Origin of the sequence: Streptomyces sp. SCUT-3 (assembly GCF_014083985.1) — a bacterium.
In the GTDB taxonomy this organism is placed as follows: domain Bacteria; phylum Actinomycetota; class Actinomycetes; order Streptomycetales; family Streptomycetaceae; genus Streptomyces_H; species Streptomyces_H thermolineatus.
The window spans coordinates 1,079,415-1,095,832 of the sequence record NZ_CP046907.1 but is presented as its reverse complement, the minus strand read 5'-3'; the positions used below and the strand labels follow the sequence as shown (position 1 = coordinate 1,095,832).

General features: G+C 73.1%; 7 protein-coding genes and 1 tRNA gene. 1 reads left to right on the top strand and 7 read right to left on the bottom strand.

From position 1 onward, the window contains the following. Positions 1-31: 31 nt before the first annotated feature. From GQS52_RS04765 to GQS52_RS27500, 4 genes are all read right to left on the bottom strand, one after another. A complete protein-coding gene (locus tag GQS52_RS04765; RefSeq protein ID WP_275946452.1) occupies positions 32-868 on the bottom strand; it encodes an aldo/keto reductase in 837 nt (278 codons plus the stop codon). 131 nt (positions 869-999) lie between these two features. Then, entirely contained in the window at positions 1,000-2,823 is a 1,824-nt protein-coding gene (locus GQS52_RS04760; RefSeq protein WP_182316207.1) for an AMP-dependent synthetase/ligase, read from the bottom strand. 319 nt (positions 2,824-3,142) lie between these two features. After that, the gene (locus tag GQS52_RS04755) at positions 3,143-4,927 is read right to left on the bottom strand and encodes a long-chain fatty acid--CoA ligase (RefSeq protein WP_259371038.1); all 1,785 of its coding nucleotides are present in this window, start codon (positions 4,925-4,927) and stop codon (positions 3,143-3,145) included. Between the two features lie 493 nt (positions 4,928-5,420). Next, complete coding sequence (locus tag GQS52_RS27500) at positions 5,421-6,113, bottom strand: WXG100 family type VII secretion target (RefSeq protein WP_259370582.1); 693 nt, start codon at positions 6,111-6,113, stop codon at positions 5,421-5,423. Between the two features lie 270 nt (positions 6,114-6,383). Between GQS52_RS27500 and GQS52_RS04745 the strand changes: the two genes are divergently transcribed. After that, a tRNA-Leu gene (locus GQS52_RS04745) sits at positions 6,384-6,471 on the top strand. Between the two features lie 236 nt (positions 6,472-6,707). Here GQS52_RS04745 and GQS52_RS04740 read toward each other — a convergent pair. The 3 genes from GQS52_RS04740 to GQS52_RS04730 all read right to left on the bottom strand — a co-directional run bounded on the left by GQS52_RS04740 (position 6,708) and on the right by GQS52_RS04730 (position 16,297). Continuing rightward, on the bottom strand, positions 6,708-8,177 hold the full coding sequence (locus GQS52_RS04740) for a hypothetical protein (RefSeq protein WP_182311808.1): 1,470 nt from the start codon (positions 8,175-8,177) through the stop codon (positions 6,708-6,710). After that, entirely contained in the window at positions 8,174-13,699 is a 5,526-nt protein-coding gene (locus GQS52_RS04735) for an ATP-binding protein (RefSeq protein WP_182311807.1), read from the bottom strand. Before GQS52_RS04735 ends, GQS52_RS04740 begins: the two co-directional genes overlap by 4 nt. A 456-nt stretch (positions 13,700-14,155) precedes the next feature. Beyond that, on the bottom strand, positions 14,156-16,297 hold the full coding sequence (locus GQS52_RS04730; protein ID WP_182311806.1) for a UvrD-helicase domain-containing protein: 2,142 nt from the start codon (positions 16,295-16,297) through the stop codon (positions 14,156-14,158). Positions 16,298-16,418 lie beyond the last annotated feature (121 nt).

Below are 16,418 nucleotides of genomic sequence, written 5' to 3'. Positions count from 1 at the left end.
GGGGCGGGGGAGGCCGGGCGGGGTCCCGGCGTCAGCCGGTGAAGTCGAAGGTCTCCGGGTCCGGGCCCAGCCGCTCGCCGCGGTCCAGGCCGGCCAGCGCGGTCATGTCCGCGCCGTCGAGCTCGAAGTCGAACACGTCGATGTTCTCCGCGATGCGCGAGGGCGTCACCGACTTCGGGATCACCACGTTGCCCAGTTGCAGGTGCCAGCGCAGCACCACCTGCGCCGGGGTCCGCCCGTGCCGCCCGGCCACCGAGACGATCACCGGGTCCTCGAGCAGCCCCTTGCCCTGGCCGAGGGGGCTCCACGCCTCGGTGGCGATGCCGTGCTCGGTGTGGAAGGCCCGCAGCGCGCCCTGGGCGAGGTTCGGGTGCAGCTCGATCTGGTTGACGGCCGGGACCACCGAGCCCTCCTCCAGCAGGCGCCGCAGGTGGGGCTCGTGGAAGTTGGACACGCCGATCGCCCTGGCCCGGCCCTCGGAGTGGATCCTCTCCAGCGCCCGCCAGGTGTCCGCGTACAGGCCGCGGCCGGGCATCGGCCAGTGGATCAGGTAGAGGTCGACGTACTCGAGCCCCAGCCTGCGCAGGGACTCGTCGAAGGCCCGCAGGGCGGCGTCGTACCCGTGGTCGGAGTTCCACACCTTCGTCGTGACGAAGAGCTCCTCCCGGGGCAGCCCGGAGGCGGCCAGCGCCTTGCCGGTGCCGGCCTCGTTGCCGTACGCGGCGGCCGTGTCGACGCTGCGGTAGCCGGCCTCCAGGGCGGTGCCCACCGCCTCGGTGGCCTCGTCGTCGCCGACCTGCCAGACGCCGAAGCCCAGCTGGGGCATGCGCACGCCGTTGTTCAGGGTGATGAAGGGGACCTTGCTCACAGGAGCACGTTCCTTTTCCTCGTCGTACACGGATCTCGGGACTCCCGGGCACGGCGGCCGCCGCTCCGGTGACCGCTCACGCCCCCGTGCCCGCCCGGTCCCCCTACCCGTTCCCGCCCGGTTCGTGCACTTCAGTGCCGGTACAGGGCCGCGATCTCCTCGGCGAAGACGGTCTCGATCATCCGGCGCTTGAGCTTGAGCGAGGGCGTGAGCAGCCCGCGCTCCTCGGTGAACGCGGCGGGCAGGACGCGGAAGGCGCGGATGGACTCGGTCCGGGAGACGGCGGTGTTGGCGGCGGCCACGGCGCGGCGCACCTCCGCCTGCAGCGCCTCGTCCCGCACCAGCTCGCGCAGCGGCCGGCGTGCCCGGCCCCGCACGGCCTGCCAGTGCTCGGCCGCCTCGGGGTCCAGGGTGATCAGGGCCGCGACGTAGGGGCGGTCGTTGCCGACGACCACGCACTGCGCGACCAGGGGGTGGGCGCGAACCTTCTCCTCCAGCAGGGTGGGGGACAGGCTCTTCCCGCCGGAGGTCACCAGGATCTCCTTCCGGCGGCCGGTGATCGTCAGATAGCCGTCCCCGTCGAGCGAGCCCAGGTCGCCGGTGGCCAGCCAGCCGTCCCGCAGGACCTCGGCGGTGGCGCGCGGGTCGTTGAGGTAGCCGGAGAAGACCTGGCCGCCCCTGATCCAGATCTCGCCGTCGTCGGCCACCCACACGCTCGTCCCCGGCACCGGCTGCCCGACGGTGCCGAAACGGGTCCGCCCGGGAGGGTTGGCGGTCACGGCGGCGGTGGTCTCGGTCAGGCCGTAGCCCTCGTAGACGGTCACCCCGGCGCCGGCGAAGAACAGGCCCAGCCGCCGCTCCATCGCCGAGCCGCCGGACATCCCGTACCGCACCCGCCCGCCCAGCGCGTCGCGGACCTTGCGGTAGACCAGCGCCTCGTACACCCCGTGCTGCACCCGCAGGGCCGCCGAGGGGCCGGGACCGGTGCCGAACGCCTGCTCCTCCAGGGCCTCGGCGTGCCGCACCGCGACCTCTGCGGCCTTGTCGAAGACCTTGACCCGGCCCGCCGCCTCGGCCCTGCGCCGCGCCGCGTGGAAGACCTTCTCGAATACGTAGGGCACGCCCAGGACGAAGGTGGGGCGGAAGGACGCCAGGGCGCCGATCAGGTCGTCCGAGGCCAGGCTCGGCTGGTGCCCCAGCCGCACCCGCCCGCGGACCGCGGCGACCTCGACCATCCGGCCGAAGACGTGGGCCAGGGGCAGGAACAGCAGGGTGGACGCCTCGTCGCCCGGGCGGGAGCGGAAGACCGCCTCCCAGCGGCCGAGGAGGTTGTCCGTCTCCGTCATGAGGTTGGAGTGGGTGATCACGCAGCCCTTGGGCCGCCCGGTCGTCCCGGAGGTGTAGATGACGGTGGCCACCGAGTCCGGGGTCACCGCCATCCGGTGCCGCCGCACCGCCTCCTCCCGGACGCCCCTGCCCGCCGCGACGATCTCGTCGACCGCGCCCTTGTCGAGCTGCCACAGCCGGACCAGCCGGGGCAGCCGGTCCACCACCGAACCCACCGTCATCGTGTGGTCGTCGCCCTCGACGACGCAGGCCACCGCCCCCGAGTCGTGCAGCATCCACCGCACCTGGTCCGGCGAGGAGGTCGGGTAGATCGGGACCGGCTGGGCGCCGACCGTCCACAGCGCGTAGTCGAACAGGGTCCATTCGTAGCGGGTGCGCGACATGATCCCCACGCGGTCGCCGAAGCGGACGCCCTCGGCGAGCAGGCCCTTGGCGAGCGCGGTCACCTCGTCGCGGAACCGCCCCGCCGTGACGTCCTCCCAGCCGGCGCCCGACCGGCGGGCGAGCACCACCGCGTCCGGGACCTCCTCGGCGTTGCGGAACACGCTGTCCGCCAACCCGCCCACCTGCGGCTGCACGGCCACGGGCGGCACGGTGAACTCCTGCACCATTCGGCTCCTCGGGTGTGGGACACGGGACACGGGACGCGGGGCCGACGGACCCGCGGCGGACCGGCGCACCGGTGCGCGACGGGAGACCCCCGCATGATCGGCCGTCCGGGCCCTCCCCGTCCGCCCGGGAACGGCTGTGTTCCCACACCTGCACGCGATCCGTACGCCCTGTCCACGGCGTCCACCGAAGTATTACCGACGGTACGCCCGGTCATGCGGGTCCGGCCCGTGATCCCGGTCCCGGCGTCCGCGCCCCTGGTCCGTCCGCGTCCCGCCCCCGGTCCTCAACCCGAGTAGCGCGCCGCGCCCCCGGCCCTCAGCCCGAGTAGATCGACTCGATCTCGTCCGCGCACGCCCTGAGCACCGCGTGGCGCCTCAGCTTCAGCGACGGGGTGAGCAGGCCCGCCTCCTCCGCGAACGGCGGCCCCACGATGCGGAACTCGCGGATCGACTCGGCCTTGGACACCAGGGCGTTGGCCGCCGACACCGCGCGCTGCACCTCCGCCCGCACGGCCGGGTCCCGTGCCGCGTCCCGCAGCGGCGTCGCCCGCTGCCCCCGCATCCGCTGCCAGTGCCCCAGCGCCTCCGGGTCCAGGGTGATCAGCGCCCCGATGTACGGGCGGTTCTCGCCCACCACGACGCACTGCGCGACCAGCGGGTGCGCCCGCACCCGGTCCTCCAGCGGCATGGGGGAGACGCTCTTGCCGCCGCTGGTGACGATCACCTCCTTCTTGCGGCCGGTGATCGTCAGGTAGCCGTGCCGGTCCAGCGTGCCCAGGTCGCCGGTGGCCAGCCAGCCGTCGTGCAGCACCTCCTCCGTCGCCCCCGGGTCGTCGAGGTAGGAGGTGAAGACGTGCCCGCCCCGCAGCAGCACCTCCCCGTCCTCGGCGATCCGCACCGAGCTGCCCGGCATCGGGGGCCCCACCGTGCCGAACCGCACCCGCCCGGGCGGGTTGCAGGTGCTGGCCGAGCACGTCTCGGTCAGCCCGTACCCCTCGTGGACCGTTACGCCGGCCCCGGCGAAGAACAGGCCCAGCCGCCGCTGCAGGGCCGACCCGCCCGAGATCGCGGTGCGCAGCCGTCCCCCGAAGACCTCCCGCACCTTCGCGTACACCGCCCGGTCGTACATCCGGTGCTGCACCCGCAGCGCCGCACCCGGCCCGGGGCCCTCGCCGAACGCCTGGCGCTCCTGCGCCTCGGCCCAGCGCACCGCGGTGTCCACCGCCTTGTCGAACGCCTCCTCCTGCCCCGACTCCAGGGCCGCGCGCCGCACCGCGTTGAACACCCGCTCGAAGATGTGCGGCACCCCGAAGACGATCGTCGGCCGGAAGGACGCCATGTCCCGCAGCAGGTCCTCGGAGGTCAGGCTCGGCTGGTGCGCCGCCCGCACCCGCCCGCGCACGCACCCCACCTGGAGCATCCGCCCCATCACGTGGGCCAGCGGCAGGAACATCAGGGCCGCGGCCGGCTCGCCGCCCCGGCCGCCGAGCACGGACCCCCAGCCGGACAGGAAGGTGTCCACCTCCGTCATCATGTTGGCGTGGGTGAGCACGCAGCCCTTGGGCCGCCCGGTCGTCCCGGAGGTGTAGACGACGCTCGCCACCGAACCGGGGGTCACCGCCAGACGGTGCCGGTGCACCGTCTCGTCCGCCACAGGGAGACCGGCCGCCCACAGGGCCTCCACCGCCCCGGCGTCGATCTGCCACATGTGGCCCAGACCGGGAAGCTCCCCGATCACCGAGCCCACCGTCATGGCGTGCTCGTCGTTCTCGACGACGCAGGCCACCGCCCCGGCGTGCCCGAGGATCCACCGCACCTGGTCGGGCGAGGAGGTCGGGTACACCGGGACCGGCTGGGCGCCGATCGTCCACAGCGCGTAGTCGAACAGGGTCCACTCGTAGCGGGTGCGCGACATGATTCCCACGCGGTCGCCGAAGCGGACGCCCTCGGCCAGCAGGCCCTTGGCGAGCGCGGTCACCTCGTCGCGGAACCGCGCCGCCGTCACCGGCTCCCGCGCCCCGCCCTCCCGCGCCACCTCGAACTGCACGAACCCCGGGGCCTCGGCGGCGTTCTCGAAGACGGAGTCGGCAAGACCGCCCACCCGGGTGGCGGCGGTGGCGGCGGTGGCGGTGTCGGCGCCGGTGTCGGCGGTGTCGGTGTCGGGGAACGGCCCGGAGAACTCGTGCACCACTGCTCCTCTCGCTGCGCCGTGCCGCGCACAGCACGGTGCATGCGGACGGTGCCGTAACGTACCCGATCTGTAGGCATTGGGGGAGTCATCGGGCATCACGCGCCCCTCATTGCCTCCGGGGCATTGCATGACGCACACGCCTTAGCGCTCAGAGAGTTGCACTCCGGCATATGCCGGGACGTTTTTGACGCTGTATCAATTCCTTTTTGAGGAACTGGAGTTGTCCGCGAATGCATCGTCGTTCGGCGCGACGCCACGGGCCGCAGGCAACTGCCCCCGACGGCAGGCGGCGGAGGTGGGCGGCAGGCGGCGGGCGGTGGACAGCGGGCCCGGTGCCGGGCCGTCAGGCCCCTTCGTGCCGCACCCGCCGGCGCATGTCCAGGATCTCGGCGACCGCCTCCAGTCAGCGCGCGGCCGTCTCGTCGCCGTCGACGTCCCGCACCACCGACGAGGCCGCGTCGAGCCACTCACCCGCCAGACGGGACGGCGCCCCGCCCGGCAGCGGCTCGGGCAGGGCGGCCGCGTACGCCGCGCCGCCGCTGCGCACCACCTCGGCGAGGAAGGCCACCGACCTGGGCTGCACGCCCAGCCGGTCGGCGGCGACCGCGCCCGCCACCGCGCCGTCCCCGAACAGGGCCGTGCGGTGCGCGCCCCCCAGGGACAGCCCGTACCGGATCATGCGGTGCTGGGCGTGGACCGGCCGGGTGCTCACTCCCGGCATGCCGAGGTCCCCGCCGCCCCCGCCGGTCCCGGCCGCGCCGATGGCCCCCGCGCCCGCGCCGGCCGCGCCGACCGCGGTGTTCATGGAGCTGATGACGCCCTTGTCGGCGGCGTTGTAGTTCGCGGTGGAGGCGCGGATCTTGTCCGCCTGTTCGCGCAGCGCGTCCTTGATGGTCTGCGCCTCGGCCTGCCAGGCGGCGGAGAAGGCGTTGTAGGCGGCGCCGGAGTCCGTACCCCCGAAGGTGGCGGGCACGTAGCAGACGCCGTCCTCCACGGCCTTCTTGGCGTCCCCGATGTCGTCCGCGGCCTTGTCGAGGTCGCCGGCCTGCCTGCCCGCGCCCTCGTTCCGGATGGAACAGCCCGGTCCACCGGCCATGCCGTACCCCCGTACTGCTTGCCCGCCGCACCGCGCACGTGCGGCAGGCCCCCGTCAAGACTGCGATCAGCCTAGCCAAAGGCCTCCGTCGGCCGGCCCTCCCACCGGGGCGCGGGTCGGCCGACGGGCCCGCCTCCGGCCCTGGCCCGGGCCCGGGCGCAGCCCCGGCCGCGACCGGACTGACCTGCGCGAATACGCGTGTGAAACCACCGGCCAACCCCTGGTATCGTTGTGTTCGTCGCTGCGGGTCACCGCAACGGCGATCACCTTGTCCGGGTGGCGGAATGGCAGACGCGCTAGCTTGAGGTGCTAGTGCCCTTTATCGGGCGTGGGGGTTCAAGTCCCCCCTCGGACACCAGTCATTCCCCGCGGTCTCGCCGAGGCCGTGGGGTTTTTGCGTTGGTGCGGGTGCGGGTGCGGGTGCGGGTGCGGCCCGCACGGCCTGCCTCCGGGGTGCGGGAGAGGCGGAGCCCGGGCGGTGACGGGTGTTTCGGCTCCGTTTCCGGCGTCGACCGCGAGGAGGGTGGCGGTGAGGTCTCCGACGAGGCGAACCGGCTCGGCGCCCTTGCAGCGGGCGGCTGCCCAGAACCTGGATCACCGGTACAGCTCCATGATCAACCGGTGCAACCGGTCGCCGTCGAGCGGGGTCCGGTGGGCGAGCAGGTTGCGGGCCTCACGCAGGATGCGCAAGTGGCGGCGTTCCTTGGGGGTGAGGGCTGTGGCACCGTCGCGGTGGGCACCCCACATGGCGCCGAGCTCCATGGTCTCGATGAGGGAGTCGGGGGACTCGGTGACGACGGCATCGGTCCCGCGCCGGGAGCAGTACTCTTCGGCGAGTTGCTGCAGCGGGATGCGAGCCCTCGACCGCACGGTTGCGGCAAAGCGTTCCCTGGCCTCGTCGAGCAGTGGGAGAAGAACCTGGTTCTGCGCCAGCCAGACCCGGGACGCCACCGCATGCTCACGCTGGAGGTCGTGGCCGGGGTGGTGGCGCAGTCGGCCCTCCCAACTGTCCACGGCCGCCGCGTTCCAGGCAGGGAGCAGGCTCTCGGCGGGGCGTCTCGCGGGGTTGCGGGCCCCTTCCGTGGTTTCGGGCAGGCCGCCGTCCGGAACGGGGCTGTCCGCGAGCACGTCGTGGAGCGCATCGGGCAGCGTCTCGGGGCGGCCGTCCTGCCAGCGGGCGGCCAGGGCCGCTGCCACGTCGAGGAAGGGGCCGCAGACCTCTGTGACGGTGGCCTGGGCGATGGACTCGTAGAGATGCTGACGGTCCAGCACCGACTTCAGAGGGGGGCGCGCCAGGGCCACGACGGTGGCGGTGTCCAGGCGTCCGGTCGCCCCCCACCACCAGTGGACCGCGATGTTCTCCCGCGCAAGCTGACCCGGCAGTCCGGGAGGAAGGTCCTCGGTGGAGGCGACCACCAGAGCCCGCGGCCCCCGGGCGGGAGGGATACCCGCCTCCTTGCCCGTCGCCACCAGGCGGCGCAGCAGATGGCCGGTCGCGGAGGGCACGGCTTCGCGCCAGGCCCGTACGATCACGGGCCTGGTCTCGGTCGGCCCGTTCCGGCCGCCCGCGAGGCGGGCGAGCACGTCACCGGCCGTGTCGTCGCTCTCCTGCGCGCCGTCGGACTGGAGGCCCAGCTCCTTCGCCAGACGTTCCAGCAGGTCCGCCAACGCCTCCGCCTCGGTCGGAGGGGCGGGCACCGTGTCCGGCTCGGCGGGTCCGGACACCGGGGCGGCGGAGAAGAGGTCCGCCAGCCCGTCGTCGTAGTCGAGGGCCGGGGCCAGCCCCGACCACAGCCCGGAGTCCGGTACTGCGACCCGGGCGGGAGCCCGGGGCCGGACGGGCGGCGGTCCGTCGGGGTCGTCCGACGGCAGCAGCACGAAGTCGTGGAGCTCGTTCAGCAGCTCGTCGAAAAGGTGATCCGCCGGGGAGTCGGGCCCTTCCAGCATCTTTCTCGGCAGCAGCCACAGGCAGCTGCGTCCGCTGTTCAGGTCCGTCAGCAGGTGGTTCAGCCGGATCCGGACTCCCGGCAAGGCCCTCGCCCCGACGACGGCCGAGGCGATCATCCTTGCTGCCTCACGGTGTTGAGTGCCCGGAAGGTGACCAGGTCCAGCGCGTAGCCGTCCTCGCTGTCGTCCAGCACGCCGTGGTCGGCGAGCCGGCCGGCGAAGTCGCGGACCTCGTCCAGGGTGAGCTCCGTGACCGCGGCGATGTCACCGTGGTTGCAGCACTCTCCCGGATCGACGTATTCGGCCCACGTGGTCAGCAGCTCCCGCGTGCGCGGGTCGATCTCGACCCGTTCCAGGTGGGCGAGGGCAACATCCTTCCGGTCGTGCTGGGCCCCGATCTTCTCGAGAGCAGCCTCCAGGGTGGAGCCTCCGCGGGTTGCGAGATCGACGGTGCGCTCGACCAGCCCGGGCCAGCCGCCGGTCGCCTCGATCAGACGCCGCCGCTTGTCCGGCGTGTCGAACGGGCACTCCGGCCAGGCCCTCAGGCTGTCGGTGTTCCACCGTTCCGGGCGCAGCACCCGGGTGACCCGCTCGTCCTGGAGCACCGCCTGTGCCCGCGGGTCGACCAGGGCGATCGCCGAGCGGCTCTGCGTGCCCTTGGCGCCCGCGACGTGCTGGTGCAGTCGTTCCAGCGACTGGTTGAGCGTGTCCAGGCCGCTGTAGCGCAGATCGGCGACGACCACGCTGGACTCCCGGTCCCGGGTGGCCGTCGTCAGTACACCGACCAGGGTGTCCGGGGCGGTGGTGTGCACGGTCAGGCCGCGCGCGTCGCCGTAGGACCGGACGGCCTGCTCGGCCAGTTTCGGCGCGTGCGCCTTCGTGAGGCAGACCAGGCTCAGGCCGGGGCCGGTCGCCTCGTGCAGCTGCTGCTCGGTGAGCGGGCTGTACCGGTTTATGCCTTCGCGGTCCGTCCCCACCAGCCGGCGCGAGAACCGTGGGTTGTAGTCGTAGGGCAAGCTGAACTCGGTCTGTCTGAGCTCCAGTTCGAGGTCCTCACGGGTGCCCAGCATGTGTACGACGTTGGGGCTCCGCACCGCGTAGCTGCGACGGTCGGCCTGCTGGATCAGGAGGCCGAGGCCCACCATCTCCTCCAGGTAGATCTTCACGTCGCTGGCGGTCAGCCGGCGGAATCCCTCCGGCCAGTTCCGCTTGGCCTCGTGGAGGAGTTCGTCGGCGTCGTAGCCCCGCTGGAAGCCGTCGGCCTGGCTGCGGAGGGCGATCACCAGCGCGAGGACCCGGTAGCGGTCCTCCAGGTTGATGGTCAGCCGCAGGCGTTCGGCGATGTGCCGGTGCACGTCGGCCGAGCTCGTGACGGCCCGGATGTCCTCCTCGGTGACGGTGATCGGCCAGTGCGCGGATCCTGCCGGCTTCTCCCGCAGCGCGGTGACCAGACGCTCGCAGAAGATCTGCACCAGGCACGCCTGGTAGTTGGTGGCCGCCAGCACCCGCCACACCAGCTCCGGACGCTCGAACCGGTAACCGAACGCCGCCATCGGCTCCACGACCAGACGCTGCGCCTCGGCCGGTTTCAGCGGGCCGATCAGCACCTCCCCGCCGTGTGCCAGCGGGACGTTCGACAGCTTGCTGAAGCGCTGCACCTGGTGCAGACCGGCGAAGACCACCTTGAAACGGCGGTCGGTGCTGTCCATCAGCCCCTTCAGCTTCGCCACGTTGGCGAAAGTGCCCTCTCCGCCGCTGCCGCGCACGGCCTTGGAATCGGCGGTCAGGAAGGCGTCGGCCTCGTCGGCGAGGACCAGGACCCGTCGTTCGCGGTTGTCCTCCAGCCAGCGCCGGACCTGCTCCAGGAGCACGTCCGGCGACACCGCCGTCGACACCTTCGGCCCCAGTACGCCGACCCGCTTCAGCTCTGCGGCGAGCACCGGCCAGATACGGTCGGCGGGCTCCGCCTCGCCCACGCCACGCGCCTTGAGGTCCAGGTAGACCGCCTTGCGGTCCGGGGCCGACGGGAAGTCCGCCTCGACCTTCCGCAACAGCGCGGACTTGCCCAACTGGCGCCCGCCGTAGAGGAAGAGGGCCCCCAACGGGTCGGTGACCTCGGCCATCTCGCGGGTCCGGCCGTAGAAGACCTCCGGCGGCACCAGCCCGGCCACGAACGGCGTGTAGGGGTTGAACCCGGTCCAGGGCAGTGTCACCCGTTGCAGAGCACGGAACGACCGCGGTGAGCGTGCCGCGACCCAGCCGAGCACGGCAGGATCCACCACCAGCGCCTGCTGCGCGGACGCCCGCGCGTGCATGGCCATCTTGCGGCGGCCCGCCAGCCCCAGCGGGTACAGGTAGAGGATGATGCACGCCCCGGTGTCGCTCCGGTCGAGCAGCTCCAGAGGACTGCGTCCGCGCTGCTCGTCGGAGACCACCAGAACCGTGTAGGTGGTGGCCGCGGAGCCGAGGTCCGCGACGTAGCCGGAGACGCTCTCACTGGCACGCAGCCTGGCGCTCAGCCGAAGGGTGCCGCGCACCTGGTGGTTGTCGTCACGGGCGGGCGGCCGGCCCTCCAGGCCCAGCAGGCGCAGCACGGTCGGCACGTGCTTCTGCCACTCCGCGCCGCGCGTGGTCGGCCTGCTGAGGGCGTCCCAGGACTCCAGGCCCGCCAGCGCGCCCTCGGTCAACGGCTGCCCGTCGGCGTATGCCTCCGCCCACGGAAGCGCCGAGAAGCCCTGCGGACCCGCCTTGGCCGGGGTGACGCTCTCCAGCCCGGCGACGAAGCGTTCCAGGTCCTCCCCCGGGGCCTCACCGCTCCACTCCGGCAGCGCATCCCCCTTGCGCAGCAGTGCCAGGCACTCCTCCGCGGTGACGGTGTCCCCGGCCTCCAGCAGGCCCGTGATCCGCTTGCGGTCCTTCTCGGAGAGCGTCAGCGAGTCCAGCTGGGTGCGCAGACGCTGCACGTATGCCCGGACGCGGTCCCGCAGGTCGCCCTCGAGGCGGCGGACCTCCTCCACCGTGCCGCGGAACGCCCCCTCCGGGACGGGCTGTTCCAGCTGCTCCAGACGTCCGACCAGGTCGCGTTCCGTCAGCTCGTCCAGACTCTGCTGGGTGCGGAGCTCGGCGAGCAGGGAGGAGGCGTTCCGGTGCGTCTCGGAACGGATGGTGGACCAGCGCGCCCACTGGACGTCCCGCCGTGCCCGCCAGTCGGAGGGCAGCGCCTCCGCCCCGGCGGGGGCAGCCGGGACCAGTCCCTGCTCCAGCGCCTCGACCAGGGCGTCGACCAGATGCAGGTCGCCCCGCTCGGCATAGGTCGTCACCACGGTGGGGACGTCCACCGGCTCGAGCAGCGACGCGACCTCCTGCGCGAAGCCGGGAGCGGCGGGGGCGGGGGCACCGCCCGGGGTGCGCGGCAGGTTCGGGGCCGCCAGCAGTGCCTCGGTGGCGGGCAGGAAACCGGAGGCGCCGAGCGGGGCGGAGCCGGCGTCGCCGTCACTGGTGCCGACGGCGCCGTGCCCGGGCGCGGGGACGGGCGTGCGGCTCTCGCCTTCCAGCCAGCGTCGCAGGCAGAGCAGCGCCGCGCCCTCCACACCGGGCAGGGGGTCCTCCCCCCGCACCCGGGTCAGGGCGTGGCTCAGCGCGGTCACCGTGTCGCTGCGCTCCTCCGCCCCGGGCGCGGCCAGCGCCCGGGCCTGGGAGAGCAGAGTGACCACCTGCTCGATCCGGTTGAGCAGCGAACGCCGGGCCTTGGCTTCGATGGGCTCCTTGGCCTGCTTGGGGGTACGGATCGCCGCGTCGGCCTCCTCGATGATCCGTTCCGGCGAGTCGCGCTTGCGGAATACCTTCCCCGCCTCGTCCAGCACGGTGGCCTCCGCCTTCCCGGAGGCCCAGTTCTGCACGGCCTCCAGGGCTCGTCCCAGCGGCTGGTCAGGACGTATCAGGAGGTTCTGCACCTGGGTGGCGCGCGCATAGCCGATCCTGAGCTTCGGCAGGTCGGACTTGAGCCGCGCGGCCTCCTCGGCGACACGCTCCCGGGTGAGTACCGGACCCGCGTCGTCGGAAGCCTGCACGGTGGCCGGGTCCACCCGCTGGTAACGCCTCAGGACATCGACCGCACACTCCAGAAGCCGGCGCCAGGGGCCGGAGAGGGAGGCACAGGGATCCGTCTGCAGCAGCAGGTCGTTGGGCCAGCCCACCACCAGCCCGGCGCGGACGGAAGCCGCTGCGGCCAGGACCAGCGCCGGCCGGTCGTTCTGGAGAAGATCCAGGTCCGGGGCGAAACGGGTCATCACCGGAGTGGTGTCCTCGGGCGTGGCGCACGAGAAGGCCGCGTCGGCGAACGCAAGACACTCCGCACGGTGGTCCGGCTCGTCGGACCCGACGGTCAGCCAGTACGCCTCCTGGAACCGGCCCTCGCCCACCAGGCGTTCCACAGGGGAGGACTCGGGGGTCGACGGGGCGCCCTCACAGACGGCGGGCCGCCAGGGGAGAAGCTTCCCCGCGGCAGGGCGGTCCTCTGCGGTTTCCGCCCCCTCCGCGACGGGAGCCGCAGCCGTCCCGGGCCCTGCCGGGGACGTGGCTTCCGTGATTTCTTCGGATGCCCCGGTCTCGGATGCCCCGGTCTCGGACGGTTCGGTCTCGGACGGTTCGGTCTCGGAGGGACCGGTCTCGGAGGGACCGGCGAGCGGCTCGCTCACCCGTGCCTCACCGGGCGGGACGTCCTGGGAGCCGTCACCCCGCTGCGGCACGTCCTGCCGGTCGGGGTCGCCGACTGCTCCGTCGGAGACCGGCGTGCCGGGCGGGGCGGCCGTGCCGGCCGGGGTGGTCGAGGCGATCGGCACACTGGTCTCCGCGGGGCTCTCCGTTTCCGGGGACGGCTGCGGAGCCTCGCCGCTGTCACCCGGGCACGGGGCCGTAACGGCGGTGCTGCGGGACCGGTCCGGAGCCGCGGCGGTGGGATTCAGGCCTGCGATCTGCTCGTCCAGATCCCGCAGTGCCTCCTGGAGCGACTCGAGGTGGGTGCCGCCGCCTCCTTGCTCGGCCATTCGGAGCACGGACAGCAGTGACTGCCGCTGCTCCAGAAACGCGGCAAGACGCTGGGCCCGGTCCGCTTCCTGCTTCTCCTCGGCCAGCAACTCGTCGACGATTTCCTGAAGCTCGTCGAATCCCGCCTCGGTGGGCCACGTCCGATCTGCCCGCTCGACCGTGCCCGCCACGGTCGAGCGTTCCGCATCCCAGTCGGCCGCCTGTTCCAGCAGCCCCTGCGGGAGAGCGAATCCGCCGGCCACCCGTTCGGCCGCCCGGTCCAGCGCCTCGGTCAGCTCCGCGGCCCGTGAGCGGAGCGCCGCCAGAGCCTCTGCCGGGCCCGAAGGGACCGTCGGGTTCGAGGTGTCCTTCCCCGCCACGGCTTCTCCGGCACCGCGCTGCCGTTGCTGCGGGACGCCCCCCGTTTCTTCGGCCCGTGCGGCAGCTTCCGCATCGGTCTCGTCCATGTGCGCGTCACCGCCCCGACCGCATTCGCACTCTGTGGCCGGCAGCGCAGCAGCCTCCAGCAGCCGCGCCCAGTGCGACTCCACCAGGTTCTGCCGGGAGGTGCCGTTCTCCATGGCGACGGAATGAAGCGTCAGCCGTGCCAGCACCGGCGGGAGGGAAGCGAGCGTCGACTCGAGCGTTTCGAGATCCGGTTCCCGGAGGGATTCCTCTCCATGACCGTGATGGGCCAGCAGGCGACGGGCTGAGTCGGCCGCATCGTCAGCGATCTTCTTGAGGTCACGCACCTGAGCGCGGCTCAGCCAGGCTCGGACGGAGAGCAGTTCGCGCCGCCCGAGCCGGGGCCCGGCGCTGCGAAAGGACAGCTTCGCCCAATAGGGCAAGGGCCCCGGTATGGAGACGAGTTCGCGGAGCTGCGCATCGTCGAGCCCGGTCAACCAAACCTTCAGGTCCTCACCCGCTCTTGCCATGGCGGGATTCTGCCAGACCACTCCCCGGCGTCAACCGCATCGGACAAGCCGGTGGCCGACCGCACCGGACGAGTTCACGCGGGCGAGGACGGCTGCCCGGGAACGCGTCGGCTCGTGTTCGTTCCCCGGATCCCCTCAGTGCGCCACGACGGGGGCGAGGAAGGGGCTCGGGGCGCCGTGCCAGGACACCCGCAGGGCTTCGCGGGCCCGGGTGCAGGCCACGAACAGCAGGCTCAGTTCCGCGCCGATGTCCTCCTGGTGCTGCTGCGCGTCGACCTCCGCGGGGGTGACGGCGCTGCGCATCGGCACCGTGCCGTCGCCCACCCCGGCGACCGCGACGCAGCGGAACTCCAGCCCCTTCATGCGGTGCATCGTGCCGATCCGCACCCCGGGCCCCGGGCGGCCCCCCGTGCCCAGGACGTGTGCGGGCACGCCGGCCCGCTCCAGGTGCTGGGCTATGTCGCGGCCGAACCGGACGAAGCGCACGGCCACCCCGATCTCCTCCGGGTCCACGCCCGCCCCGGTCCAGGCGCGGACCTGCTCCACCAGGGCGCCGATCTCCTCGGCCCGGGACGCGTACCCGCGGGACTCGGGATGCGCGCCGCGCAGGGTGGAGCGGTAGCCGGTCAGCGACTCCCGGCCGCCGTCCATGTCGTCCGGCTGCTCGCCGGTCAGCAGCGCCGCGGACCAGGCCAGGATCTCCTGCGTGGTGCGGTAGTTGACGCGCAGCCGGTGCGAGCGCCCGGTGACGTGGATGCCGAGCGAGCGCAGCGAGACCTTGTTGCCGTAGATCCGCTGGTGGGTGTCGCCGGCCAGGAACAGGTCGTCCGGTCCCGGGGCGGCGAGGGCCCGCACGAAGCGCCACTGGGCGGGGTGCAGGTCCTGGGCCTCGTCGACCACCACGTGCCGGAACGGCCGTTCGCCCCGCCGGTCCAGGAGCCGCGCGGCCTCCGCGCACACCTGGAGGAACGTCCACTCCCCGGCGCCGCGCAACTGCTGCTCGAACTCGGCGACCGCGCGCCACAGCTGGGCCCGCTTCAGCGGGCCGAGCGGGGTGCCGCGCCCGGCCCGCGGGGCCTTGAGGTACTGCTCGGGGCTCTCCAGGGCCTGGGCGAGGATCACGTGCCGCCACTCCTGGTCGAGGAAGACGTCCGCGAAGTCCAGGCCGAGGCGGCGGCCGATCCGGGCCCAGCGGGCGGTGATGTCCTTCTGGTCGGTGATGATCCTCAGCGGCGCGCCGCCGCGTTCGCGCCGCACGACCTCGTTGGCGAGCGCGTCGACGGTGACCACGCGCACCTTCGCGCGCACCGCCCCGTCGGTGACCAGCAGTTCCAGGGAGCGCTCCAGGTCGGCGGCGAGGTCCTTGGTGTAGGTGGTGAGCAGCACCGACCCGTCGGGGGCGTCGGCGGGCAGGCGGCGCGCCAGGTGGTACGCGCGGTGCAGGGCGACGACGGTCTTGCCGGTGCCCGGCCCGCCGGTCACGCGCGCCGGGCCGGCGTACCGGTCCGCGTAGGCGATCCGGTGCTGGCTGGGGTGGAGGAAGACCCGCCAGGCGTCGAAGGGGCGGGCGAGGATCCCCGTCAGCTCCTCCGGGCCCGACACCAGGGCGACGCGCCCGCGGGCCCTGGCCATCGCGGCGGTCAGCCCGTCACCGTCGGTGCCCTCGGGCTCGGGCGCGGGGTTGCGCGCGTACACCTGCACGATCTCGCGGTCGACCTCCTCCGGCGACATGCCCGAGGCCAGGCCCAGCAGGACGTCGTACTGCTGCTCGGGGAGCACCTTGTGCAGGGCCTCCAGGTGCTCGTCGTCGGGGATGAGCCGGATGACCGGCAGGATCTCCTCGTCGATGCCGAGGCTGCGCAGGACCTTGTCGGGGTGGGCGGCGAACAGCCGCTCGGGCTCGTCGGCGGCCGCGGCCCGCAGGGTGGCGGTGGCGCGTTCCAGGGCGACGTCGTTGCGGATCTCCACGCCGTGGGTCGCCCCGTTGACCGAGGCCCGGTGCCGGCAGGCCCAGTCGTTGGCCTTGTCGTGGGGGAGGACCTTCAGCAGCAGGTAGCTGTCCCCGCTGTCGGCCTTGAGGACGACGCCCCGCCAGAAGTCGGTGATGCGGATGGTGCGCAGCCGCGGGTCCCGCTGGCGGGTGAGCTTCTCCAGGTGCAGGCCCGCGTGGGTGGCCGCGGTGAACTTCTCGAACGCCTCGGCGACCCGCCGCTGCACCGGCTTGTCGAGCGCCGCGAACTCCAACAGGAAGTCCCGGTGCATTCCCAGTGTCGCCATGCCGCCCCTCCGCGTCGCCGCCCGCCCGCCCGCCCCGGCGGTGTGATCACTGTACTGACCACGGGTGCGAGCACGGGTACGAGGTGTGACGGACGGTCGCCGCGGCCTCCTGCCCGCCCGG